This window comes from Rhizobium sp. 01N447_2 (assembly GCF_056399245.1).
This window is the reverse complement of record NZ_JBFTQY010000003.1, coordinates 158,460-182,192: the sequence shown is the minus strand read 5'-3', so window position 1 is coordinate 182,192 and position 23,733 is coordinate 158,460. Positions and strand designations below refer to the sequence as shown.

At 59.8% G+C, this 23,733-nt stretch carries 23 protein-coding genes; 10 read left to right on the top strand and 13 right to left on the bottom strand.

All coding sequences use genetic code 11. From position 1 onward, the window contains the following. Positions 1-12: 12 nt before the first annotated feature. The 9 genes from AC1ECN_RS03380 to AC1ECN_RS03340 form a co-directional block, all read right to left on the bottom strand. Entirely contained in the window at positions 13-873 is an 861-nt protein-coding gene (locus AC1ECN_RS03380; protein ID WP_130673480.1) for a Pnap_2097 family protein, read from the bottom strand. Between the two features lie 2 nt (positions 874-875). Continuing rightward, the gene (locus AC1ECN_RS03375; RefSeq protein WP_130671935.1) at positions 876-2,147 is read right to left on the bottom strand and encodes an MSMEG_0569 family flavin-dependent oxidoreductase; all 1,272 of its coding nucleotides are present in this window, start codon (positions 2,145-2,147) and stop codon (positions 876-878) included. A gap of 12 nt (positions 2,148-2,159) precedes the next feature. Next, complete coding sequence (locus tag AC1ECN_RS03370; RefSeq protein ID WP_018072518.1) at positions 2,160-2,447, bottom strand: MSMEG_0570 family nitrogen starvation response protein; 288 nt, start codon at positions 2,445-2,447, stop codon at positions 2,160-2,162. Next, positions 2,440-3,609, bottom strand: a complete 1,170-nt coding sequence (locus AC1ECN_RS03365; RefSeq protein WP_130671936.1) for an MSMEG_0565 family glycosyltransferase — start codon at positions 3,607-3,609, stop codon at positions 2,440-2,442. Before AC1ECN_RS03365 ends, AC1ECN_RS03370 begins: the two co-directional genes overlap by 8 nt. After that, a complete protein-coding gene (locus tag AC1ECN_RS03360) occupies positions 3,606-4,580 on the bottom strand; it encodes a sll0787 family AIR synthase-like protein (RefSeq protein WP_477952196.1) in 975 nt (324 codons plus the stop codon). Before AC1ECN_RS03360 ends, AC1ECN_RS03365 begins: the two co-directional genes overlap by 4 nt. Positions 4,581-4,582: 2 nt before the next feature. Further along, positions 4,583-5,125: an MSMEG_0567/Sll0786 family nitrogen starvation N-acetyltransferase gene (locus tag AC1ECN_RS03355; RefSeq protein ID WP_130671938.1), complete on the bottom strand. Its 543-nt coding sequence runs from the start codon at positions 5,123-5,125 to the stop codon at positions 4,583-4,585. Further along, positions 5,122-6,240: an MSMEG_0568 family radical SAM protein gene (locus tag AC1ECN_RS03350; RefSeq protein WP_130671939.1), complete on the bottom strand. Its 1,119-nt coding sequence runs from the start codon at positions 6,238-6,240 to the stop codon at positions 5,122-5,124. Before AC1ECN_RS03350 ends, AC1ECN_RS03355 begins: the two co-directional genes overlap by 4 nt. Then, positions 6,167-7,213, bottom strand: coding sequence for a Nit6803 family nitrilase (locus tag AC1ECN_RS03345; RefSeq protein ID WP_130671940.1), 1,047 nt, complete (start codon positions 7,211-7,213; stop codon positions 6,167-6,169). Before AC1ECN_RS03345 ends, AC1ECN_RS03350 begins: the two co-directional genes overlap by 74 nt. Positions 7,214-7,290: 77 nt before the next feature. Further along, positions 7,291-7,773, bottom strand: coding sequence for an MSMEG_0572/Sll0783 family nitrogen starvation response protein (locus tag AC1ECN_RS03340; protein ID WP_003545449.1), 483 nt, complete (start codon positions 7,771-7,773; stop codon positions 7,291-7,293). Positions 7,774-8,287: 514 nt separating this feature from the next. On the opposite strand from AC1ECN_RS03340, the gene AC1ECN_RS03335 reads away from it, so the two are divergent. Further along, complete coding sequence (locus tag AC1ECN_RS03335; RefSeq protein WP_130671941.1) at positions 8,288-8,983, top strand: alpha/beta hydrolase; 696 nt, start codon at positions 8,288-8,290, stop codon at positions 8,981-8,983. 122 nt (positions 8,984-9,105) lie between these two features. On the opposite strand, the gene AC1ECN_RS03330 is transcribed toward AC1ECN_RS03335, so the two are convergent. From AC1ECN_RS03330 to iolD, 4 genes are read right to left on the bottom strand one after another with little or no spacing between them, the layout of a single operon-like run. Beyond that, a complete protein-coding gene (locus AC1ECN_RS03330) occupies positions 9,106-10,239 on the bottom strand; it encodes a Gfo/Idh/MocA family protein (RefSeq protein ID WP_130673481.1) in 1,134 nt (377 codons plus the stop codon). 50 nt (positions 10,240-10,289) lie between these two features. Beyond that, positions 10,290-11,345: a sugar phosphate isomerase/epimerase family protein gene (locus AC1ECN_RS03325; protein ID WP_130660911.1), complete on the bottom strand. Its 1,056-nt coding sequence runs from the start codon at positions 11,343-11,345 to the stop codon at positions 10,290-10,292. A gap of 10 nt (positions 11,346-11,355) precedes the next feature. Then, positions 11,356-12,174, bottom strand: a complete 819-nt coding sequence (locus AC1ECN_RS03320) for an SDR family oxidoreductase (protein WP_130671942.1) — start codon at positions 12,172-12,174, stop codon at positions 11,356-11,358. A 1-nt stretch (position 12,175) separates the two neighbouring features. After that, entirely contained in the window at positions 12,176-14,026 is a 1,851-nt protein-coding gene (iolD, locus tag AC1ECN_RS03315) for a 3D-(3,5/4)-trihydroxycyclohexane-1,2-dione acylhydrolase (decyclizing) (RefSeq protein WP_130671943.1), read from the bottom strand. A gap of 105 nt (positions 14,027-14,131) precedes the next feature. On the opposite strand from iolD, the gene iolG reads away from it, so the two are divergent. The 9 genes from iolG (at position 14,132) to AC1ECN_RS03270 (ending at position 23,676) form a co-directional block, all read left to right on the top strand. Continuing rightward, the gene (gene iolG, locus AC1ECN_RS03310; protein ID WP_130660914.1) at positions 14,132-15,139 is read left to right on the top strand and encodes an inositol 2-dehydrogenase; all 1,008 of its coding nucleotides are present in this window, start codon (positions 14,132-14,134) and stop codon (positions 15,137-15,139) included. A gap of 3 nt (positions 15,140-15,142) precedes the next feature. Then, a complete protein-coding gene (locus AC1ECN_RS03305; protein WP_130671944.1) occupies positions 15,143-16,579 on the top strand; it encodes an NAD-dependent succinate-semialdehyde dehydrogenase in 1,437 nt (478 codons plus the stop codon). A gap of 11 nt (positions 16,580-16,590) precedes the next feature. Beyond that, positions 16,591-17,400 (top strand): HpcH/HpaI aldolase family protein, encoded by an 810-nt coding sequence (locus AC1ECN_RS03300; RefSeq protein ID WP_130660916.1) that lies wholly within the window; start codon positions 16,591-16,593, stop codon positions 17,398-17,400. Beyond that, positions 17,400-18,368, top strand: coding sequence for a hydroxyacid dehydrogenase (locus AC1ECN_RS03295; RefSeq protein WP_477952190.1), 969 nt, complete (start codon positions 17,400-17,402; stop codon positions 18,366-18,368). The genes AC1ECN_RS03300 and AC1ECN_RS03295 overlap by 1 nt, the downstream gene beginning before the upstream one ends. A 285-nt stretch (positions 18,369-18,653) precedes the next feature. Then, complete coding sequence (locus AC1ECN_RS03290) at positions 18,654-19,730, top strand: ABC transporter substrate-binding protein (RefSeq protein ID WP_130671946.1); 1,077 nt, start codon at positions 18,654-18,656, stop codon at positions 19,728-19,730. 77 nt (positions 19,731-19,807) lie between these two features. Continuing rightward, a complete protein-coding gene (locus AC1ECN_RS03285) occupies positions 19,808-20,623 on the top strand; it encodes an ATP-binding cassette domain-containing protein (protein ID WP_130660919.1) in 816 nt (271 codons plus the stop codon). A gap of 135 nt (positions 20,624-20,758) precedes the next feature. Next, positions 20,759-21,856, top strand: coding sequence for a sugar ABC transporter permease (locus AC1ECN_RS03280; protein ID WP_245484705.1), 1,098 nt, complete (start codon positions 20,759-20,761; stop codon positions 21,854-21,856). Positions 21,857-22,086: 230 nt separating this feature from the next. Continuing rightward, positions 22,087-22,959 (top strand): MurR/RpiR family transcriptional regulator, encoded by an 873-nt coding sequence (locus AC1ECN_RS03275; protein ID WP_130660921.1) that lies wholly within the window; start codon positions 22,087-22,089, stop codon positions 22,957-22,959. A gap of 66 nt (positions 22,960-23,025) precedes the next feature. Further along, positions 23,026-23,676 carry a lipase family alpha/beta hydrolase gene (locus tag AC1ECN_RS03270; protein ID WP_477952186.1) on the top strand — a complete coding sequence of 217 codons (651 nt, stop codon included), beginning with the start codon at positions 23,026-23,028 and terminating at the stop codon, positions 23,674-23,676. Positions 23,677-23,733: the final 57 nt, after the last annotated feature.

Below are 23,733 nucleotides of genomic sequence, written 5' to 3'. Positions count from 1 at the left end.
CTTCAGGTAGTCTCAGCCAAGACATGTCCACGAACCGAATATTTTGGCGATCACCTTCCCATTTTCGCGTCGTAGCTGCCCATGGACAGTTTTTTGTTCGTCAGAAAAAGCAACAAGGTCGAAGAAGACGCTTTCATTTTGTTCGATATTTCCAAGGAAGAAGACGTCCTTTCGGACGACCGGCCCTTTGCGAGGAAACCAGTTTTCCAAGGCGCGATCGGCGAGTGCCTGATACTCGGCAAAGTAAAATAGGCCTGCGCCGTTGAATTCCTGCGAGGCGCTGGGATCAAACCGAAAGGTTCGGAGCGCTTTGTTGGCGGGGACAGGAAGCCCGAAATGCGTTGCCAACCGCCCATTCCGGATGTCTGCAGCCTTCTGGGCGAGAAGGCTGGGCTGGAACCGCTGTTCCTGCGGCGCACGCAACGTCACACGGGCGATCGAGTGATTGTTGTCTTTGATCGTCCTGTGAACGAAGGTTGAGATGAGTTCGACCGCGCCGACGCTTCGTCCGTGGATGGACAACTCGTGCCGGGTCGACGTCCGGGTTCGCGAGACTGCGGACAGTCTCGAGTGGATGGTCAAAATGTCGTTCGCCTGCACGACGTCGAAACGCGCATCCGTCAGTGACGTTGCACAGATCGCGGCATAGGCCTCTTCTCCGTCGGCCGTTCTGAAATCCGCATTGTCGAGCTCGAGATGACACGCAAGCATCAGCCAGTGACGATGGCCGAGTTCCTTCATCAACCAGGTCTCGGACAGCCCGTTTCCATTCAGATGGGGCATGCCCAGCAGTATATGCGGATCGAGGGCACGTTCCATCAAGTCGCGTGCCGAAGGTCCTGCGGGCGGAAAATCGAGAAGGGCCGCGCTCATGATCAGGCGTTGACCGATTGCTTGAGAGACGATGTCTGTGCCGAACGTCGCGCTGCGAGATGCCCGACCACATGTTCGGCATCCCTGCCGACGCTGAGGAACCGGCCCGAGCCCCAGGTCCAGAGCCAGGGAAGTCCCAGCACGTAGACGCCGTCGACGGCGGTGACGCCACGGCGATGAACGGGATAGGCGTTGCCGTCGAAGATCGGCAGTCCGACGAAGGACCAATCCGGGCTGAATCCCGTGGCCCAGATGACCGAGGTGATCCCCTCCGCCTTCAGGTCGAGTTCGGCAATCTCCGCCTCAGGCTCCCAGACAGGGACATATGGGGATCCGGCCGGAGCATCGATGCCTTTCTCGGCGATATGCCGGTCAATCAGGGCATTGATGCCGTTATAGACCCGGTCGGCGCCGTCGAGATTGGCCTTCAAGTTCGGCTCGAACAGCATCCGGCCGGCGACGATGCCGGACATGCGGCCATACAGCGCCATGCCCTCCAGCGCGAACTTGCGCAGATCGATATCGCGTCCACCGTCGCGTCCCGTCAGATAGTGGTTGGTGTCGTGCTTCTTCTTCGTCATGCCGTCATGTTCGACGGTGATGTCGTATTGGCCGATATCGGAAAGCCAATCGACCACATCGCGCCCGCGATAGAACCGGGCGCAACGCGGCGCATTGCCGGTGACGAGATGCACCTTGCGGCCGGCAAGATGCAGATCCTCTGCAATCTGGCAGCCGGACTGGCCGGAGCCGACCACGATGACGCCGCCGTCCGGCAGTTGGTCGGCATTGCGATAGGCGGCGGTGTGGATCTGCGTGATGTCCTCGGGCAGGCGCTCGCCAGCACGCGGAATGGCCGGATCCGCATAGAGGCTGGTGGCGATCACCACGGCATCGGCGGTCACCGCGCCAGCGGAGGTTTCGAGCCGGAAGAGGCCGCCATGCTTTTCGAGCGACGTCACGCCGGTTTGCTCGAAGATCGGAGCATCGACCTTCTTCACGAAGCGGTCGACATAGGCAAGGATCTCGTCCTTGACCATAAAACCGTGCGGATCCGTGCCGTCATAGGGATGATCGGGAAGCTGGCACTGCCAGTTCGGCGTCACCAGGCAGAAGGCGTCCCAGCGTTCGTTCTTCCATTTATGCGCAACGGTCTTCTTCTCGAAGACCACATGGTCGACGCCGTGCCTCTTCAGGTAATGACTGGCGGACAGGCCGGCCTGGCCACCACCGATGACGGCGGTGCTGTAATGCTGCTTCAGGTTCTGGGGCATGGACTAGTCCTTTCAGAGGATGAAGGTTTTGCAGTGGACGCGGGCATCTGCGTCATTCAGGAAGGCGACAGCGGCGCTTTCAATTCGGGCGAGTTGGTCGTTTGCGGATGAACAGGCAAAACCAAACTTCGCCTCCACGCGATCGCTGGCGATGGTAAGCGCCCTGCGGCTGCGATCGACGAAATCGGCGACCGAATAACTTTCACCCTCGGTGAAAAACTCACGGATGATCAGCGAGGGGGAATAACAGCTCTCTTCCTGGCCATCGGGCCAGGTTATGACAAAGCGCATTTCAGGCATGGTCGGGCTCCAGCAGCGTGTGATAGCGGGCAAGATGGGCTGTTGCGGTTTGCTGCCAGCCATGGCGGGCGGCAACCGCGAGACCACGGGGGATGATCTGCTCGCGGATCGGTGCGACCAGCGCCAGCGCCATGCCTTCGGCAATCGAGACCGGATGATGCGGATCGCACCAGATCGCATCGCCGGGACCCAGATATTCGGTGAAGGGCGCAATGGAGGATGTCACGACCGGAATGCCGCTGGCCATGGCCTCCAGAACGACGAGGCCGAAGCCTTCCTTGAGCGAGGGAAACACCAGCGCATCCGCCAGCCGGTAAAGGCTCGGCATGTCGGCATCCGCGATCGCTCCGGTGACATGCACCGCTGCTGCGTCCCGACCGAGGCAGGCGAGGCAAGAACGGAACTCCTCCTGATAGTCGCCATGGTCGAGGAGCGAGGCGCCGCCGGCAATGACAAGCTGGGCATCCGGCCGGATGGCGCGGACCTGACGAAAGGCTTCGAGAATACCAAGGGTGTTCTTTCGCGCCTCGATGCCGCCGACACTGAGGAAGATCGGCCCGCTTCCCAGCTGCAGCCTGTCGCGCAGAGCGACCTGCTCCCCGCTCCAGGCCGGCGAGAAGCGGTTGGCGTCGACGCCATTGCCGACCACTGTCGCCTCGATGCCGCGCTCGTCTCTCAGCCTATCCTGCCAGAGGCGGCTGACGGCGAAGAAGATATCGGCCGCATCGATCGCGCGATCCTGCAAAGCCATCAGGCGCGGATCGGCGAACTGGTCGATGTGGTGGACAGTGCGGGCAAAATTCGGGATCAGGCCTTCCAGCTTGAGCGTCGCCAGCGCATTGCCGGAAATGCCGTCATGGGCGTGAAAGAGGTCGAAGCCATCGGCTCCCGTTCTCCGGAAATAGTCGACATAGTCTGCAATCCGCTGCTCGACCATTTGCGTCATGTCGGCGGGTGCCGGCGGCACGGCAATGCAGGCTGCGCCGCAGGAAGGTTGGCGAAAGAAGCCCGCCGCCTTGGCATCCGGCGCATGCAGGATCACCTTATGGCCAAGCGAGGTCAGCGCTTCCGAAAGCTGCATGGCATGAACCACGCCGCCACGCGGATTGGTGGAATGGGTCAGCATGGCAATGCGTAGCGTTCGGTGCGGCGGGAGGCTCATGCGGCGACATCCTGTCGGCCGAGCTGCAGCAGTGGTGTTTCGGCATGATTGCGCACCACTGCACGGCGCTCGCCGTCGACCAGCGCGACTTCGGCGCCGGCCACGACCGCGCCGATGACCGCAGCGCTGATGCCGCGCGCGGTGAAGCGGGTGACGACATCGGCCACATCTTCCGGCGCGACCGAGAGCAGATAGCCGAAGCTCGGAAAGGTGACGAGCCAGCGGTCGAGGCTCACACCGGCGGGCAGGGGAATGGCGGTGACGTCGATGTCGATGCCGACATGCGAGCATTCGGCCAGCATGATGGCCGTGCCGACGATGCCGCCCTGGCTGATATCCTTCGCAGACAGCGCGAGCCCGGCCTCGGCGATCTCGGGCAGCAGCTCGAGGTCGCCGCGCAGGCGCGCCGGCGCGGCATCGGTGGCGGCTTCCCAGTTGTTGAAGGGTTCGCGGTAACGGYCGCGATGGTCGATGGCTGCAACCAGCACATCGCCGGGCCTCGCGTCGAAGCTCGTCAGCAGCGTCTTGGCGCGACCGAGAATGGCGACCGATAGCTGGCCGCGTTCGGTGCGGATATTGGTGTGCCCGCCGACGATCGGCACGCCAAAGGCGCTGGAAGCCGCCCGCATGCCTTCGAGAACGGGAGTCGCRCCAGCCTCGCCATTGGCCCAGACGGCATCGACCACGGCGATCGGCCGGCCGCCCATGGCAACGACGTCGGAGATATTGACCATGACGCCGCACCAGCCGGCGAACCAGGGGTCAGCGGCGACGAACTCGTTCATGAACCCTTCAATGGCAAAAAGCAGATAACCGTCGCCATCGGGCAGCGCGGCGCAATCGTCACCGACGGCAATCTGCTGCCCCTGCAGGCCGAGCCTTGCCGCGATCGCGCCGATATCCTGCTTGGCGGCGATGCCGCTGCTGGTCGAGAGTTTTGCCGCCAGGGCCCTGATGTCGATCGCGGCCATTCTCACGCCGCCTTTCTGGAAAGGGCGGTGAAGCCTGCCTCGGGAGTGGCGCAAGGCGGATAATAGGCAAGATCGGCCTTCATCCTGAGATGCGGCTTGCCATATGCCTCGAACTCCTCGATCACATCCCAGTGCAGCCTGCGGAACAGCAGACCGTTCTGCACCTGCACATTGGCGAGGAACGTGTGGCATCCGATCGCGTTGGCGGAGGACACGGCGAGTTTGATCAGGGTCGCCCCCAGGGCGCCGATCTTGCGGAAATCGCGATGGACCGCCAGTCGCGAGCCCCACCAGAGACCGGGTTCGGCCTGATGGATGCGCACCGTTCCGACCAGCTGATCGGCGGCAATGCCGAGCATGGAGAGCGCCACGATCGGGATGGCATGATCGTCGATCGCGTCGCGGTCATCGCCCTCGAAGATCTGCTGTTCCTCGCAGAAGACGGCACGGCGCAGCCCATGCGCTTGGCTGCGCTCCCAGGCGGAGGTTGCGAACTTCACCTGGAATTCGCTCGAGCGGTAGGGAGCAAAGGTTTCGAGCATCATTTGGTGAGCATCCTTTCATAGGTGGAAAGGGCGGAGCAGGCGCCGCATTTGCCGCAGCCGGCCTTGATGTCGACGGCCTTCAAGCCGCTGGCGACCAGCATCCTGGACAAGGGGCCGAGGATCGAGTGCATGAAGTCGGGCCTCGGCGCCGGATGGCCTTCGAGCGGCGTGCCAGAGATCGGCACGAAGGGCACAACGAAGGGATAGACGCCGAGCGCAACCAGCTTTTCGCAGATGTCCAGAATGGCTTCACGGCTGTCGCCGAGCCCCGCCAAAATATAGGTCGAGACCTGGCCGCGCCCGAAGACCTCCACTGCGGCCTTGAACGAGGCCATGTATTTGGCGATCGAGACCTGCGCCTTGCCCGGCATGATGCGGGCACGCACCTCCGGCGTCACGCCCTCCAGATGCATCCCGAGGGCATCGACGCCGGCCTCTTTCATGCGGCTGAACCATATATCGTCTTCCGGCGGCTCGCATTGCGCCTGGATGGGAATGTTGACGGCCGCCTTGATGGCGCGGGCGCTGTCGGCGAGGATCGCAGCACCGCGGTCGTCGCCCTTCGGCGTGCCGGTGGTCATCACCATATGCTTGACGCCGTCCAGTTCGACGGCCGCCTTGGCGACTTCCGCAAGCTGCTCTGGCGTCTTATGGGCGATGGTGCGGCCGGCGGCCAGCGATTGGCCGATGGCGCAGAACTGACAGGTCTTGGTGCGGCTCTGATAGCGGATGCAGGTCTGCAGCACGGTCGTGGCAAGCACGTCCTTGCCGTGCAGAACGGCGATCTGCGAATAGGGAATGCCGTCGGCGGTCGAGCGCTCGTAGAAGCGTGGGCGCAAAGGGAAGGAGACTTCGCCCAGCACCGTGCCATCCCGGCTGATACGGCTGCGGCCCATCTCGTCCGGCTTTTCCACCAGATAGGGGCTCTCGAACGCAGGTGCGGTGTGAACCGGCACCATCACCGTCATGCCGTCAATGGTCAGAGCCTTATGGTCGGAAGGTCCGGCACCACCGCGGCGGCTTTCATGTCCGGCCTTGGGGTCAACGAGCCGGGCTCCGTAGGACTGCAATTCGTTGATCAGAACCTCGGTCGGCAGACGTGTCGTATTCTCCATGGGAAAGGGTCCTTGCTTCGGCTGTGGGGAGGGATGGCTGGGTGGTGGTGACCATCGGCGCAGTGGCGCGGCCATCCATGACAAGATGCAGCAGCTCGGGTCGGGCATAATGGCCGACCGAATCCATCATCCGCTTGCGTTTGACGATCAGGCTCATGTCGAGATCGGCGATCAGGATGCCTTCGCCTTCTGTCAGCGGCGGCACGACGTGTTTGCCTTCGGGTGAGATGATCGCGGTCATGCAACCGCCGCGCAGGGCCTTCTGCAGGCCGGCGTCCGACGTGATGGAGGCGATCTGCCCGTCGGTCAGCCAGCCGGTGGCATTGACCACGAAGCAACCGCTTTCCAGCGCATGGTGGCGGATGGTGACTTCCATCTGGTCGGCAAAAATCGGCCCGACCATGGAGCCTGGAAACTGGGCGATATGGATGTCCTCGTGCTGCGCCATCAGGGCGTAGCGGGCCAGAGGATTGTAATGCTCCCAGCAGGCCAGCGCCCCAAGGCGTCCGACGGCGCTGTCGACCACCTTCAGGCCGGAGGCGTCGCCCTGGCCCCAGATCATCCGCTCGTGAAAGGTCGGGGTGATCTTGCGACGCTTGAGGATGAGCGTGCCATCGGCATCAAACAGCAGCTGGGCATTGTAGAGCGATCCGTGGTCACGCTCGTTGACGCCAAGCGCCACGACGATGCCATGCTCGCGGGCGGCTGCCGAGACGGCATCGGTGGCAGCGCTCGGCACCGTGACGGCTTCCTCGTAAAGTCGCACGTGCTCCTTGCCGGAGAGAACAGGCGGCAGCACGAAAGAAAAATAGGGGTACCAGGGGACGAAGGTTTCGGGAAAGACGATCAGCTCGGCGCCTTTGGCGGCTGCTTCACGAATTGCATCCAGCACCCGGGCCAGTGTTTTCTCGCGCGAGGTCAGATCCGGCGCGATCTGCGCGGCGGCAACCCGGACGCTCGGTTTTTTCTCCATGACGAAATCCTCGATTGACGGGGCAGGAGGCGGAGCGCCAAGGCTCCGCCGCTTCTTCTTCGGGGCGCGCCTGGTGCTTAGAGCGTCCAGGTATCAAGGATGAAGGCGCCGTCGCGGCGATGGATCAGGATCAGGTCGAGAACGTCGAGCGGACTGATCGGCGTGATGCCGGGGATCAGCGCGCCTTCGCCATGGCCGTAAAGCGCCTGAAGGGCAAAACGGCAGGCATAGACCTTGCCGCCTTCTTCCATGAACTTGACGATCTGGTTGTTGAAATTCAGATGGCCGGGAAAGGCCTCCGCACCGAGCGTCGGAAAACCGCGCTGAACGCCGAGCGTCACGCCCGGGCCGTAGAGAAGGATCGAGGTTTCGAAACCCTTCCGCTTCAGGCGTGTCGCCTGCAGCAGGTTGACGAATCCGATCGATCCTTCGAAGGCCACGGTATGGAAGGTGACGAGGGCTTTTTCGCCTTCGCCGGCCTGTACGTCCTCGAAAACCTTGTCCTCGTAATCGACAAGAAAGTCGCCTTTTTGATTGGCTGGCTTGGTCACTGCGGGCATGGATGGCTCCTTGATTGAAATCCGATCCCCATCCGGGGAGCATCCATCCAATTGCAAGCACCATGCCACATTGATTATGCATAAATAGCAGTCAAATCTACCGATAATGCATTCAATTATGCGATCAATTACGAAGGTTAACGTTTTAAAGCCAATTTTCTGGGCGAACGAATGCAAAAAACGAATGCATGAAAGCTCAAAACAAATGCATTCAATTGATCGTCAATCACTGCAGGGAGACATAATATTTGTCCGGCATGAGTCTCTGTCGCCGGTGGCATCGGGATGCGAAGGCTCATGCCCGAACATCCGGCCTCGCCCGCATGTCAGTGAATGCGCCTCGTTCGCCTTGCGTCAAGATGGCCTATCGCATCAATCGGAAAAGCCTAGCCATATTGAATGCGATCAATTAATGCGATTTGTATGCATTCATAATGACAATTTGCATCCAAGTGCTACGGCGTCTTTGCGCGCCTGGAGCGACACGCGGCGCTGCAGGAAACAGGAGAAAACTATGAGTAACAAACCGACTATCATTCTGGTGCACGGCTTTTGGGGTGGGGCCGCGCATTGGGGCAAGGTCATACTCGAACTGGCGCATAGGGGCTATCAGTCCATTCACGCCGTCGAACTACCGCTGACGTCGCTAGCCGAGGACGCTGAACGGACGCGAAAGATGGTGGCTCAACAGAAGGGGCCGGTCCTGCTCGTAGGTCATTCCTACGGCGGCGCGGTCATCACCGAAGCGGGAGATCAATCGAATGTCGCGGGGCTTGTCTATATCGCCGCATTCGCTCCCGACGCAGGCGAAAGTCCAGGCAGCATCACTCAACGGCATCCTCCTGCGGCAATGGCCAATATCGAGCCGGACAGCGACAACTACCTGTGGCTCAAGGCTGACAAATTTCACGAAAGCTTCTGCCAGGATATGTCCCCCGAAGACGGTTTCGTTTTGGCGGCGACCCAAAAGGCGCCGCTCGCGGGCACCTTTGGAGACGCCATCACCGCCCCGGCCTGGAGGAAGAAGCCGTCCTGGTATCAAATAGCAAGTGAAGACAGAATGATTGCTCCTGAAAATCAAAAGGCAATGTCGGCTCGTCTCAATGCTCGGAAAGTCGTGACCTTGGCGGCAAGCCATGCTTTGCCTCAATCAAAGCCCCTGGAGGTCGCGGCCCTTATCGATGAGGCGGCGGTAGACGTCTCGAAGTAAGAACAAGGCGCTTGTGGCGGGGGTGTGACAATAAGCGCACCCCCGCTTTCACGACCTGGGCAAGTTAATTCGCCTCCCCTCGTTCGCTCGTTTCGGCCTGCGGCCAGTTAGGGATGTGAATTTTAAACAGCAATTGGTGCAAGCCAAGGCTGATCGGTTGCCGCAGCGCTATCAACAACCGCATCAACGAATGCGACGCCTTTGAGCCCATCATGCGCGGTCGGAATATCACGTCCGATCGCCGTCGGGTCACGTCCTTCACGCTTGGCCCGAATTGCCTCGGCAAAGCCGGCATACAGATTCGCGAAGGCTTCGAGATAACCTTCGGGATGGCCGGGAGGCGTACGGGTCCGCGCTTTGGCGGCGTCGCTAAGCTCGTCGGCACCACGCTTGATTATCTCAGTTCGTCCATTCAGGCGCGCGTGGACAAGCTCGTTCGGTTGCTCCTGAAACCATGTCAGCGAGGCTTTATCTCCAAACACCCGCAGTCGCACGCCATTTGATGATCCAAGTGCTACCTGTGAGGACCAGAGAAGCCCGCGGGCGCCGCCTTCATAGCGCAGCATGACATGGGCATTGTCATCCAGGGCGCGTCCTTCGACGAAGGTGGCGAGATCCGCAGTCAGCGATTGAAGCTTGAGGCCTGAGACGAAGCCGGCCAGATGATAGGCATGCGTGCCGATATCGCCGATCGAGCCACCGCGACCGTTTTTCTTTGGATCGGTGCGCCAGGCGGCCTGTGCATTACCTTCGGTCTCAATAGCGGTTGCCATCCATTCCAGTGGGTACTCCGCCTGGACGGTGCGGATTTTTCCGAGCTGGCCCGTCGCGACCATATGCTTGGCTTCATGGATCATCGGATAGCCCGAATAGGTATATGTGACACCCATGAACCGGCCACTATCGCGAACCAATTTTTCGAGCGCGACTGCATCTTCCAAGGTCGCGGTCAAAGGTTTTTCGCAGATGACGTCGAAGCCCGCCTCCAGGAAGGCCTTGGCGATCGGGAAATGCGTAAAGTTCGGCGTGCAGATAGCGACGGCGTCGATGCGATCCTCGCGAGCGCTCTCGCCAGCGATCATAGCCCTGAAGTCGTCATAGGAGCGTGTCTGATCCAGACCCTCGCTCGCGGCGAAAGCGTGACCACGAGCAGCATCAACGTCGAATGCGCCTGCCACCAGTTTCCAGGCTCTGTCCTGCCGCGCGGCGATACGATGAATGTTGCCGATATAAGCACCGTTGCCGCCACCCACCATTCCGAGGCGCAGCGGCATTTGCGAAGAAGAATCTGACGTCATGGTAATCCTCAATCAAGTCCGAGCATGGCACGATTGGCGTCTTTGTTGGCGCCGGATTTCACGAAATCATCGAATGCGCGGTCCGCGACCCGGATGATGTGGTCGCGGATGAACTTCGCGCCCTCAGCGGCGCCATCCTCCGGATGTTTAATGAAGCACTCCCACTCCAGCACTGCCCAACCGTCGAAATCATAGGTCGCCAGTTTGGTGAAGATCGCGCCGAAATCGACCTGACCGTCGCCGAGCGAGCGGAAGCGGCCGGCGCGTTTCGACCAAGGCTGGAAGCCGCCATAGGCGCCCGTTTTGCCGTTCGGCCGGAACTCGGCATCCTTGACATGGAACATCTTGATCCGCTCGTGGTAGTGATCGATGAATTCCAGATAGTCGAGCGCCTGGAGGACGAAGTGGCTCGGATCGTAGAGAATGTTGCAGCGGCGATGATTGCCAACACGCTCGAGAAACATCTCGAAGGTCAGGCCGTCGTGGACATCCTCGCAAGGGTGGATCTCGAAGCATAGATCGACGCCCTGTTCATCGAAGTCGTTCAGGATCGGCAACCAGCGTTTTGCCAACTCGTCGAAAGCTTCGTCCACTAGGCCCTCTGGCCATTGGGGATAGGGATAGAGGTAAGGCCAAAGCAGGGACCCGGTGAAGCTGACATGGCGATCGATGCCGAGATTGCGCGAGGCGCGGGCGGCAAAACGCATCTGCTCTTCCGCCCAGGCGCGCCGGCCGGCTGGATTGTTGTGGACATGCGCAGGGGCGAAGCTGTCCATGATCCGGTCATGAGCGGGGTGAACGGCCACGAGCTGGCCGGTGATATGCGAACCTAGCTCGGTCACCTCAAGCCCACTTTCCGCAAGTACCCCCTTGAGATCATCACAATATGTCTTGCTTTCGGCCGCCATCTTCATGTCGATCAGGCGATTGTCCCACGTCGGTATCTGAACGCCGGCGAAGCCTCTCGCAGCGACCCATCTCGAGAGGCTCGGAAGAGAATTGTACGGGGCCTCTTCAGCCGCGAATTGGGCGAGATAGATGCCCGGTCCCTTGATCGTTTTCATGTTTTCTCCCTTATGCGGATAAGGCTGCTGCCGGCGCAGGGGGACCGCCGTCATAGGCTCCCCAGACCGATTGATCGAAATGGACGACAGAGCCCGTCATCATCCCTGAATCGTCGGATGCGAGGAAGAGGACGGCTCGGGCAACTTCCCCCGGTGCCAGGATGCGGCCGAAGGGTTGCGCCGCTGCGGCCTTTGCCAGCCAGTCCGGCTCGGCTCCGTGATATTCGCGCTGGACGCGGTCTTCTCCATCGGACGCCATCCAACCGATATCGAGCTGGTTCACTCTGATCTGGTTGCGCATCAGGGCATAGCCTGAGTTTCGGGTGAGCGTCGCCAGCGCACCCTTCGAAGCAGAGTAGGGGGAAAGAAACGGCTGTCCCGCATGCTCCGATGTCGAGCCGATATTGACCATGCTGCCCTTGACGCCGTCACGGATCATCAGCTTCGCCGCGTCTTGCATGAGAAAGAATGGCGCACGCACATTGATAGCGAACATCCGGTCGAAAAGGTCCGGCGACGAATTCAAGAGATTACCACGGTCCGTGAGGCCGGCGGCATTGACCAGAATATCGACCCTGCCGAATTCACTATCCGTTCTGGCCAGGACCGATCGGCAATCTTCGACCCTTTCAAGATCCGCCGGTGCAAACGTCACCGGCACTCCGGTTTCGCTCGTTATCGAAGCAGCAACGGTGCTGCCTTTTCCGGCATTGCGCCCGCAGATGACAATGCCGGCGGCACCCGCCTTGGCGAAAAGCCGCGCAATCGCTGCGCCCAGCCCCTGGGTACCACCAGTGACAACGGCGATCTTTCCGTCGATGCTGTTCATCTCAAACGCCTACACGCTGCTTGGCGCGGATCTTTTCCTGATCAGCGCGCGCCTTTTGAACAGATTCACGCTCAGAAACTTCTGGAACGCCGACGTCCCAGTCGGCATCGCCTGGCACCCAGGCGTAGGCGTCGGTAACCAGTGTGACGATCGTCGTCCGGTCCGTCGTCTGCGCCCACTCCATCGCCGTCTTCAGATCGGCAAGGCTATCGCAGCGACGGGCAAGCGCGCCCATGGATTCGGCATGCTTCACGAAATCGACGGCAAAGGGCTCCTTCACGCGGCAATCCTTGATGAGATTGTTGAAGCCGGGCACGCCCTTGAACTGCTGCAGACGATTGATGACCGCATAACCGCCGTTGTCACAAACGACGACGATCATCTTGTGGCCCGACAGAACCGTCGAATAGATATCGGAGTTCATCATCATATAGGTGCCGTCGCCAATCATCACGATCGGTGTGCCGTCACCTGCTTTCGCCATTGCATGGCCCCAACCCGCGGCGATCTCGTATCCCATGCAACTGAAGCCGAATTCGCAGTCGAATGTGTTCGGATTCTTGACGCGCCAGCCTTTGGTGACCTCGCCAGGCGTGCCGCCTGCCGCTGCAATCAGCGTATCGTTCGGGGTTGCGGTTTCGTTGACGATGCCGATCACCTGCGCGTAGGTGGGGATCGGTCCGTTCGTAACAGCCTGGTGCTGATCGAGGAGCTTGTTCCAGTCGGCAAATAACGATTGAGCCTTCGCAAGCAGTTCGGGATCCGCCTTCCAATCACCGAGTGCGCCGTCTAGCTCGATCACCGTTTCAAGAGCGTCGCCGACGACGGCAAGCGCCCGATGTTTGACCGCGTCAAAGCGCGCGGCGTTGATCGAAATGAACTTTGCGTCCTGGTGAAACACGGTCCATGAACCGGTCGTGAAGTCCTGCAGTCGCGTCCCGACCGCCAGAATAACGTCCGCCTCGCCGGCGAGCGCATTGGCGGACGTCGATCCGACGATCCCGATCGGGCCGGCGTGAGCGGGATGGTTGTGAGTCAACGCGCCTTTGCCGGCAATCGTTTCGACGATCGGGATGCCGCGTTTGACGGCAAATTCCGCGACCTTCTCTTCGGCCAGCGAATAGCGGACACCGCCTCCCGAAATGATCAGCGGCTTCTTGGCGGACTTGAGCAATGCAACTGCTTCCGCCAGCTTTCTTCTGTCGGCGCGCGGGCGGGGTATGGACCACACGGTAGGCTCGAAGAAGGCGGCTGGATAGTCGAAGGCGACCTCCTGGGTATCCTGTGACAGACCAATGAAGGCGGGGCCGCAATCTGCCGGATCCAGCATAGCCGCAATTGCCTGCGGCAAGGATGTGATGATCTGTTCCGGCAAAACGATGCGATCCCAATATCGGGTGACCGGTTTGAACGAGTCATTGACCGTCACAGTCGGATCGTTGAAGTGCTCGACCTGCTGCATGACCGGATCGGGAATTCGGTTGGCGAAGGTATCTCCAGCAATCAGGAGCACCGGCAGGCGGTTGGTATGGGCGGTGCCCGCCGCCGTCACCATGTTGGCTGCGCCTGGCCCGATCGAGGTCGCCGCGATCATCAGTTGGCGTCGGCGCTTGGCTTTGGCAAACGCGACCGCAGCGAGCGCCATCGATTGCTCGTTTTGACCACGCCATGTCGGCAATTGATCCTGTGCCGCCTCAAGCGCCTCCGACAAGCACGTCACGTTGCCGTGACCGAAAATACCGAACACGCCCGCAAAAAGCGGGAGACGCTCACCATCGATCTCCGTGAATTGATTGCACAAATAGCGCACAAGCGCCTGCGCCATTGTCAAGCGTACAGTCTTCCGGGACATCCGGTTTCCTCCCAGGGTTCATGTTTTCCGGACGTTACGAAATATTAATTGACAAAGCAATAGTTCAGCAACAATCATTGCAAAAATTGAAATGGGAGGATCCTTATGTTGAAAATCGCCGTTCTCGGCTGTGGTCGCATTGGCCGCATGCACGCCGAAAACATCGCTGCCCATCCGCGGGCAACGCTTGCTGGCGTCTTCGACGTTCATCGCCCTGCCGCCGACGATGTCGGGAGCAAGCTTGGCGTGACGGTGTTCGATTCCGCCGAGCTTTTGTTCTCCAACAGCGATGTCGATGCGGTCCTGATCGCCACGTCGACGCCGACACATGCCGACTTCATCGAGAAAGCGGTCATGGCCGGCAAACCGATCTTATGCGAAAAACCTATCGATCTGAGCTTCGCACGCGTCCAGCGTTGTGCAGAAACGATTGGCGCGACGAAAGTGCCGATCATGCTCGGTTTTGTCCGGCGCTTCGATCCCGGTCACAGGGCGGCTCGTGACGCGATCGGCGCAGGCGATATCGGCGACTTGCATCAGGTCGTCATAACATCGCGCGATCCCGGCATGCCACCGGTGGCCTACACCGAAGCATCGGGTGGCATCTTCCGCGACATGACCATCCACGACTTCGATATGGCGCGCTTCATGCTCGGCGAAGAGGTGATCGAGGTTTCGGCGGTGGGTAGCCGTCTCGTCGATCCGGCTCTCATGCAGCGCTTGAACGACTACGATACCGTGACGGTCGTGCTGAAGACGGCATCGGGCAAGCAGTGCATCATCAACAATTCTCGCCAGGCAGTCTACGGTTATGACCAGCGCGTTGAAGCGCTCGGGACGAAGGGAATGGTCGTCTCCGAAAATCGCCGTCCCAACATGACGACGCTGCACGGTGCGGATTTCACCGGCAAGGGCGCGCCGCTCCTGAACTTCTTTATCGACCGTTACGCCGAGGCCTTCATGGCCGAAATCAGTGCCTTCGTCGATGCGATCGACGCCGGCACGCCTCCAGAGGTCGGGTTCGAGGACGGTCGCCAGGCCCTGATCCTGGCCGAGGCAGCGATCAAATCGGCGGCCGAGGGCCGCATTGTAAAAACCAGCGAAATCGGGTGAACCATGTACCAGAATTTTGGACTCTATATCGACGGCAAGTGGCGTGGTGCCACCGGCGGAACAATGGCCGACGTCCTAAGCCCTGTCACGCAAAGTGCTCTTGGTGCTGTTCCGGTGGCGACGACCGCTGACACGCAGGAAGCCCTTGTGGCGGCCGGCAAGGGTTTTGCTGCGTGGCGGACAACGGCGGCCTTCGCGCGCGCCGACGCGCTGCACCGGATCGCCGACGAGATGCTCCGCCGCACGGACGAGGCAAAAAGCATGATTTCGGCGGAGACCGGCAAGCCAATTGCGCAGTCGGAGCGCGAATGGGGATTGTCCATCGACCAGTTTCGTTGGTTTGCGGAAGAGGCACGCCGCATCTACGGCCGGATCATCGAATCGCGCGTACCCGGCGGCCGCTTCGAGGTGTCGCGTGAGCCTGTCGGCATCGTCGGCGCCTTCACTGCCTGGAATTTTCCGGCGGCACTCGTCGCCCGCAAGGCAGCACCCGCGCTGGCGGCGGGTTGCGCAATCATTCTCCGCCCTTCGAGCCAGACACCGGGCGTTGCCATGGTCATGGTTGATTGCATGCGGGCGGGCAACCTGCCCGATGGTGCCGTCAATCTGGTCGTCGGTCCGACCGCGACCACCTATACGCCGATCATGGCCGACAAATGGGTGCGCAAGGTCTCCTTGACCGGCTCGACCCGCGTTGGTCAGCAGATGATCCGAGATGCCGCTGATACGGTGAAGAAAGTCTCGATGGAGCTCGGCGGCAACGCCCCGCTGATCGTCTATGATGACGCCGACCTCGAGCTTGCACTGAATATGTCGGTGCCGACGAAGTTCGCAAATGCCGGCCAGGTTTGCGTAACGCCGGATCGCTTCTTCGTGCATGAACGTCTGTATGACGCCTTCGTGGATGGGTTCGTTTCCCGGGCCAACGCGCTGAAACTCGGCGACGGTCTCGATCCTTCCGTACAAATGGGACCCTTGATCAATGGCGGTCGCCTTTCGGAGATCGAGTCGATCGTCTCGGACGCCGTGAAAGCAGGCGCGCAAGTTGCGGCCGGGGGCGAACGCGCCTCGGAATTCAACGCTGGTCATTTCTACAAGCCAACCGTTCTGACCGATGTCACCGACGATATGAAAGTTTTCGCCGAGGAGAATTTCGGTCCCATTGCCGCGATCGCGCGGTTTAACGAGGAGGATGAAGTTCTGTCCCGCGCCAATGCTTCCGACATGGGACTGTCGGCCTATGCTTTTACCCGCTCGCCGGATCGCGCCCGGCGGACAGTATCGACGTTGAAGGCAGGGATGGTTGGTATAAACAGCTTTGCGCTGGCCGCGTCCGAGGCACCCTTTGGTGGCACCAACCATTCCGGCATGGGCCGAGAGGGGGGGATCGAAGGGATCAGCGACTATCTCGACACCAAGCTTGCCCAGATCGTGTTCTGAGGGCGGCTGATATGATCAAGAACAAATTGAAAGAAATCTGGGCTGAGGGCCGGCCGTCGATCAATGGCTGGCTGTCAATCGGCAATGCCTTCACCGCGGAGATCATGGCGGCGCAGGGCTACGATTCCGTCTCGATCGACATCCAGCATGGGGCTTTGGACTACAATTCGGTACTGCCGATGTTTCAAGCTATGCGCGCCTCTGGTGTCGTGCCAATGGCGCGCGTGCCCTGGCTGGAGCCCGGAATTATCATGAAGGTGCTGGATGCAGGCGCCTATGGTGTGATCTGCCCGATGGTCAATACTGCCGTGCAGGCCGCCGAATTCGTCAGCTATCTCCGCTATCCGCCTTACGGTCAGCGCAGTTTTGGGCCGACACGCGTCAGCTTTGCCGCTGGGCCGAATTATGCGGGTGAGGCGAATGAAGAAATCCTTGCCTTCGCCATGGTCGAAACCAAGCAAGCGATGGAGAACCTCGATGCGATTGCCGCAACCCCGGGGTTGGACGGCATTTACGTCGGCCCCGCCGATCTGACCTTCAGTCTGACGGATGGCCGGCTTGCGCCGGCCTTCGATCGTGAGGAGCCGGAAATGATCGAGGCCCTCCAGCGCATCGTCGCTGCCTGCAAGAAGAACAGAATTCGTGCCGCTCTCCATTGCGGCACGCCGGAATATGCCGCCCGCGCCATTCAGTGGGGCTTCGATATGACGACCGTGTCAGGCGATACCCGGCTCTTGGCGGCGGCAGCAGCGGCGAGCGTCACGAAGTTTCGCGACCTCGTCGGGCAGATCTCGGGCTCGGCTGAAAAGGGGGCCTACTGATGCCGCATATTCTCGTTGCTGGAAAGTTGCATCCGTCCGGGGTGGCACTTTTGAAAAGCACTCCAGGCGTAACGTTCGACTATGTGGAAGAAGTCTCCGAACAATCCTATCATCCATTCATCGGCAAGGCTGACGCGCTGGTGCTACGCACCCAGCCCTTGTCGGCGTCGACTGTCGCGAACGCAAATCGCCTGAAAGTCGTCTCACGCCATGGCGTTGGATACGACGCCGTCCATGTGGCATCGCTCAACGAAAGAGGCATCGCGCTCACCGTTGTCGGTGATGTCAATTCGGTTTCGGTGGCTGAGCATGCCATGATGTTGATCCTGTCAGCGGCGAAGCGGGTTCTTCGCGGTGATCGCGCTGTGCGCAATCCATCGGAATGGGGATGGCGTAACCGCCTGGAAGCGGAAGAGATTTCGGGAAAACGCCTGCTGATCATCGGGTTTGGTCGCATTGGGCGTCACCTATCACGCATGGCCATGGGCTTTGGCATGGAGATCAGAGCTTTCGATCCTTATCTGCAGGCTCAGGGCTGGCCTAAGGGGCCGGTCTTGCGCGCGGATGACCTTCTGAAAGGGCTTCAGTGGGCAGATGTCGTCTCGATCAATGTTCCAAAGGCCGATCGGCCAATAATCGGCAAATACGAACTCGCGGCGATGAAGCCTGGCGCCATACTCGTCAACACAGCGCGCGGCGGCGTTGTCGATGAAGCGGCTTTGATCGAAGCGTTGCAATCCGAACATCTTGGTGCGGCGGGGCTCGACGTTTTTGACGACGAACCGCCATTCGAAGATTGCCGGCTTCTGGCCTTCGATCAGGTGGTGCTGTCGCCGCATATTGCCGGATTGACGCGTGAATGCGGTGAACGCATGGCCGTCGCGTCCGTGCAAAACGTGCTTGATTTTTTTGCTGGCAAAATTGACCCGAGCTTAGTCGTGAACGCTGATCAGTTGCCAGCGAACTAAGTCTCCGAAACCGATCGAACTGCTCCAAGAGCGTGGCGTCCACCGCGTGTGAGCGCGCGTTCGGTCAAAAATGACAATAAAAATTGCCAATGAAATAAATGGCATTAAACATTGAAAATATGCTTTGACTCAGCATTTATTGCTGTTTAGTCTAATTTGCAATGATTGTTGCAATTTGAAAATCGGCGGCAATCATGGGCTGACAGAGGTGTGGTGCTGGGAGGTGCCCTCCGCGGAAATCTGGCGGTACCGGAATTCACTGTGTTTCATGGGAGGTAAAGAGAGATGGAACGTTTGATACGCGGCCTTTTGGCCACAACAGTTATCGCAGCCGCAATGGGCGGGGCGGCAGTCGCGCAGGACAAGGCGAAGGTCTTTTTTCTGTTGCCAAATCAAACGACAATTCGTTTTGAGAGCCGCGACGCGCCGTTCTTCGTTCAGGCGATGAAGGAAAAGGCACCCGACGTCGAAGTCGTGGTTCAGAACGCGCAGGGCGATCCCAATAAGCAGCAGGCTCAGGTCGAGGATGCGATCGCCCAGGGCGCAAAGGTAATCCTGCTCACGTCCGCAGACGCAAACCTTGCCGCCGGTGAGCTTGCCGCAGCGGCGAAGGCGAACGTTCCTGTCGTGCTTTACGATCATGACGCCGTTGGCGGCAAAGCCGAAGCCCATATCGTCTTCGACTCGCTGGCAGTTGGCCAGGCGCAGGGCAAACGCGCAGCCGAATTGATCAAGGCCATGCCGAAGTCGCCGGTCAAGGTCGCCCGCGTCAAGGGTAATCAAGGTGAGTACGGCACCGGCCAATACGAAAAAGGACAGAACGAATTTCTTCAGCCACTGATCGACTCCGGCAAAGTCAAAGTCGTTTGCGAGCAGTACACCCAGAACTGGGATCCGGTGTTGGCGCAGAACTTCGCCGAGGATTGCCTCACGAAGAATGGTGGCGATGTCGACGTCTTTCTCGGCATGAATGACGGCACCACGGGCGGCTCTGTTGCGGCGCTGATCTCGCAAGGGGTCAAGCCTGGCGACAAGCTTGTCACCGGCGGCCAGGATGCCACTGTGGAAGCGCTGCGTTACATCGCACAAGGGTGGCAAGACAACTCCGTTCTCAAGGACCTGAAGGTTCAGGCAACAGAAGCCGCCGATGTCGTCGCATCGATTGTTGCAGGCAAGGGGGTGCCGAAAGACCTGGTCAACGGCGAGGTCAACAACACCTTCATGGACGTCCCGGCCGTATTCCTGCCGGTCAGCAACATCACGAAGGACAATCTTGGCGACGTCGTCTCGAAGGGCGTTTGGACCTGGGCAGAAATCTGCAAAGGCATCGAAACGACCGACGTCTGCAAGAAGAACCTTTAATCTGATCGCTTGCTGCGGAGGAGGCGGTACGGCCGCTTTCCTCCGCTCGCAGGGTCACGACCGCTCTTGAGGATGACATGACCGCGACCGATTCAGGCCGTTTAGAGGACAGGGCCTTTTCAATCAAAAAATCCGTGCCGCTGATTTCGATGCGCAACATTCAGAAGTCGTTCGGCTCGGTTCATGCCCTGCGAGGAGCTTCCGTTGAAGTCCATGCCGGCGAAATCGTCGCGCTCGTCGGCGACAACGGCGCGGGTAAATCGACACTCGTGAAGGTGATGGCGGGCGTTTACGCCGCCGACTCTGGAGAGTACGAAATCGAGGGCAAGCCGGCGAGCATCCGAACGCCCGCCGATGCGACCGCGCATGGCATTGCGACCGTCTATCAGGATCTCGCTCTCTGTAACAATCTGGACGCCGTCCAGAACCTTTTCCTCGGCCGTGAATTGACTGGCTCGGGCATTTTCGGCCGCCGCATTCGTCGTGCCGAATGTGAGGTGCGGGCTCGTGAAGTGATGACGAGAATGCGTCTGGGCAATCTTTCGCTGACAAGGCCCGTGGGCGCCATGTCCGGTGGTCAACGTCAGAACATCGCTATCGCAAGATCCATTCTATGGACGCCCAAGGTCGTCATTCTCGACGAGCCAACCGCCGCTCTTAGCCACTCGGCCGCCCAACAGGTCGCGGACCTTATCCGCGGCCTGGCCGATGATGGGCTGGGTATCGTCATTGTCAGTCACGACATCCATCATTTCGTCGTGAACTCAACCGACCGGATCGAAGTCATGCGGCTTGGCGCGAATGCGGCGAGCTTTCGCTCCAAGGATGTAACGGGCGAGATGGTCGTCAACGCGATGGTCGGCGGCAACGAGGGCGTCAATCTTGCCGGCTGATCAGAACTTTTCCATGTTTGAGGAATGAATGCCATGGTTTCCATCTCCACAACCGCTGCGCCGAAGCGGCGCACTTTCGGAGAGCTTCTCAACAGCGATCTCAGGGCTCTGCCGGTCGTCATCGCGCTGGTCGCATTGTGGATCTTCTTTGCCATTCAAAGCGACATCTTCCTCACGCCGCGAAACCTGTCAAATCTGCTCCAGCAATCGACCGTCGTCGGAATTATGGCGCTTGGTTTGATGTTTGTTCTTCTGGTCAAGGAGATCGATCTTTCGATCGCGGCGATACATGGCGTCACATCGGTCTTCAGCGCAAAGCTGATCGTCGATTATGGGTTCTCGCCCTGGCTGGCACTTCCGATGGCGGTCTTGATCGGTGCCGCGATCGGATCCTGTTCGGCTCGCTGGGTGAACTGGGTCGGGGTCCCGTCATTCGTTGTGACCCTGGGGCTGGGACTTGCACTTAACGGTATTCAGTTGCTTCTGCTTCCCGCCACCGCCCGCTATGCCTTGATGGGCACGGGTGTCGAATACATCGCGCAGACCACCATCGCCGGCGCCGGCGCCTGGGTCACGTGGCTTGTGGGACTTGCGCTGCTGTCAGGCCTGATCTTTTCCGGCGTCGCACGGCGGCGGCGAGCAGGACTTGACGTGTCGACCCTTCACAGCGTGGTCCTTCCTCTTGTCGGGGCTGGCATTCTGGGTGCTGTCGTGGTGCTGGTTCTCAATGCCAGTCAGGGCATTCCATTGCCCGTTCTGATCTTCGTTTTTCTCCTTGGCATAGGCGGCTATGTCTTGAACGAGACCCAGTTTGGTCTTTATCTTTATGCCGTCGGAAACAATGATGAAGCGGCGCGGCGCGCCGGTATCAAAGTGCCATTCATCCGCATGGCAGCCTTTGCGATTGCAGGTGGTGTTGCAGCAATCGCCGGCATCGTTGCATCGTCGAGAACCCTCGGTGTCGGTGTCTTCTCCGGCGGCGGGGTCGGCGGCGGAACGCTGCTGCTGGAATCAATCGCCGCAGCGGTGATCGGCGGTGTGAGCCTGTTCGGTGGCCGCGGTGCTATCCACGCGGCGCTCCTGGGAGCCTTGGTGATCGGCACGGTTCAAAACGGTCTCAATCTCATGGGTGTGGAGAACGAAGTTCGTCTGATCGTCACCGGCCTGCTTCTGGTTCTCGCCGTTTCCATAGACAAGATCATTGAAAAGCTGACCGGACAACAGTCGTTTTGATCTTGCGCCACGTCGAGCCCCGGCCCTTCGGGTTGGCTGAAACGGGCCGGCTGATCGACCGGCCGGCTTGGCCGTAGAGCTGGGCTACGACGCGCGCCGGCCGGTCGACCATCCGGCCCGTTTCAGCCAACAGAATGCTGCAATCTAACCCGGAAAGGCTCTAGCCGATTTGACATTGCCATTCTTTTGCTGTTCAGCGCATGATGCAATGAAATTTGCAGGTTTAGGAAATGGCAGAGATCGACCCACCGCGCGATTATGAGGAGTTCATCCGTCTGGTCCATGACCGTTACGACGGGATGAGCAAGACCTATCAGAAGATCTCGGTTTACCTAACCCAGAGCCCCAATGATGTGGCGGTTCTTTCTGTCAATGCGATCGCAGAACGCTGCGGCATCCACGCATCCAGTTTCGTGCGTTTCGCACAATCCTTGGGTTATGAGGGCTTCAAGGATCTGCAAGGCCTGTTTCAGCGTCGTCTCTCGACCGCTGCTCCCGGTTTCGAAGCGCGAAAGAAAGCTCTCGAAACGGAACTCGGAGCGCGAACCGACAGAAGCGAGGCCGGATTTCTCCGCGACCTTGTGGTGCGAGATATTGCGTCCCTGCAGGATCTACTCGCGCAAATCTCCGGTGAGGACCTAGCTACGGCTGTCGACCTCCTGGAGAAAAGCGAGACGATCTTCTTGATCGGCCAGCTGCGTTCGGCCCCGGTGGTCGAACTGTTGCGCTACGTTCTTACCATGCTTGGAAAGCGATGTGTCCTGCTCGACCCGGGTGGCGGGCTTGCCACCTATATGGCACGCACGATGAAGGACACCGATCTTCTGCTTGCCGTGTCATTTCGCTTTTATGCAACGGAAGTCGTGAATGTGGTCGAAGATGCCGCCGCTCGGGGGATTTCTATCGTTGCCATTTCCGACAGCACGCTTTCGCCTCTGGCCAAGTCCGCGACGGTTCTCTTCCCGGTTCCCGAGCATGAATATACGTTTTCACGCTCGCTCGCTGCTCCGATGTGTCTGGCGCAGGCGCTGACCGTTGCCCTCGCCAGCCGCCTCCAAGGCAGCGAGGATGAGCCTCGGATTCCGATTGTGACCGGGCAATAGCGAGCCTAGGCTTGGAGCTACAGGATAGGAGCCTGATCGATAGCAGCCCCGTTGAGCGGACACATGATGAACGACACTGTCCTCCTGTTTCACGGCATTGCCCGGACGAAGAAAAGCATGGCGAAGCTCGCAGGCTTCCTGTCCGGTCACGGTTATCGGGTTGTGAATGTCGGTTACCCCTCCACCAAGTATTCGATCAGCKACCTCGTCGACATCATCCGACCTGAGATCGACGGCGCTGCGAAGCAGGCAGGCGACGGCCGGGTCCATTTCGTCGGTTATTCGATGGGTGGGCTGATCATCCGCGCGTTTCTCAGGCGCTATCGCCCAGCCAACCTGGGGAGAGTTGTGATGGTCGGAACGCCGAACAACGGCAGTCAGATTGCCGATTTCCTCAAGAACTGGCCCTTATACAGGAAGGTCTATGGACCGGCAGGACAGCAGCTGATTACCGATCAAGCCGCAATGACCGAGCTGTTCGGCACGGTCGATTACGAACTTGGCATCATCGCCGGGAATCGGACCATCGACCCGGTCTCCTCCCTTATCATCGGCCTCAGGGTTCCGAATGATGGAAAGGTTTCGGTGGAGAGCACCCGTCTCGACGGCGCGTCGGCGCATATCGTCATACCGGCAAACCACACTTTCTTGCCCGTCAACAAGACGATGTGGAGCGAGACCCTGTCGTTTCTGCAAGATGGGCGGTTTACAAGCTGAATTTCCACATATTCAAACATCCGCCACATGCCCTCTGCTTAATTCCCCGCGGCACCG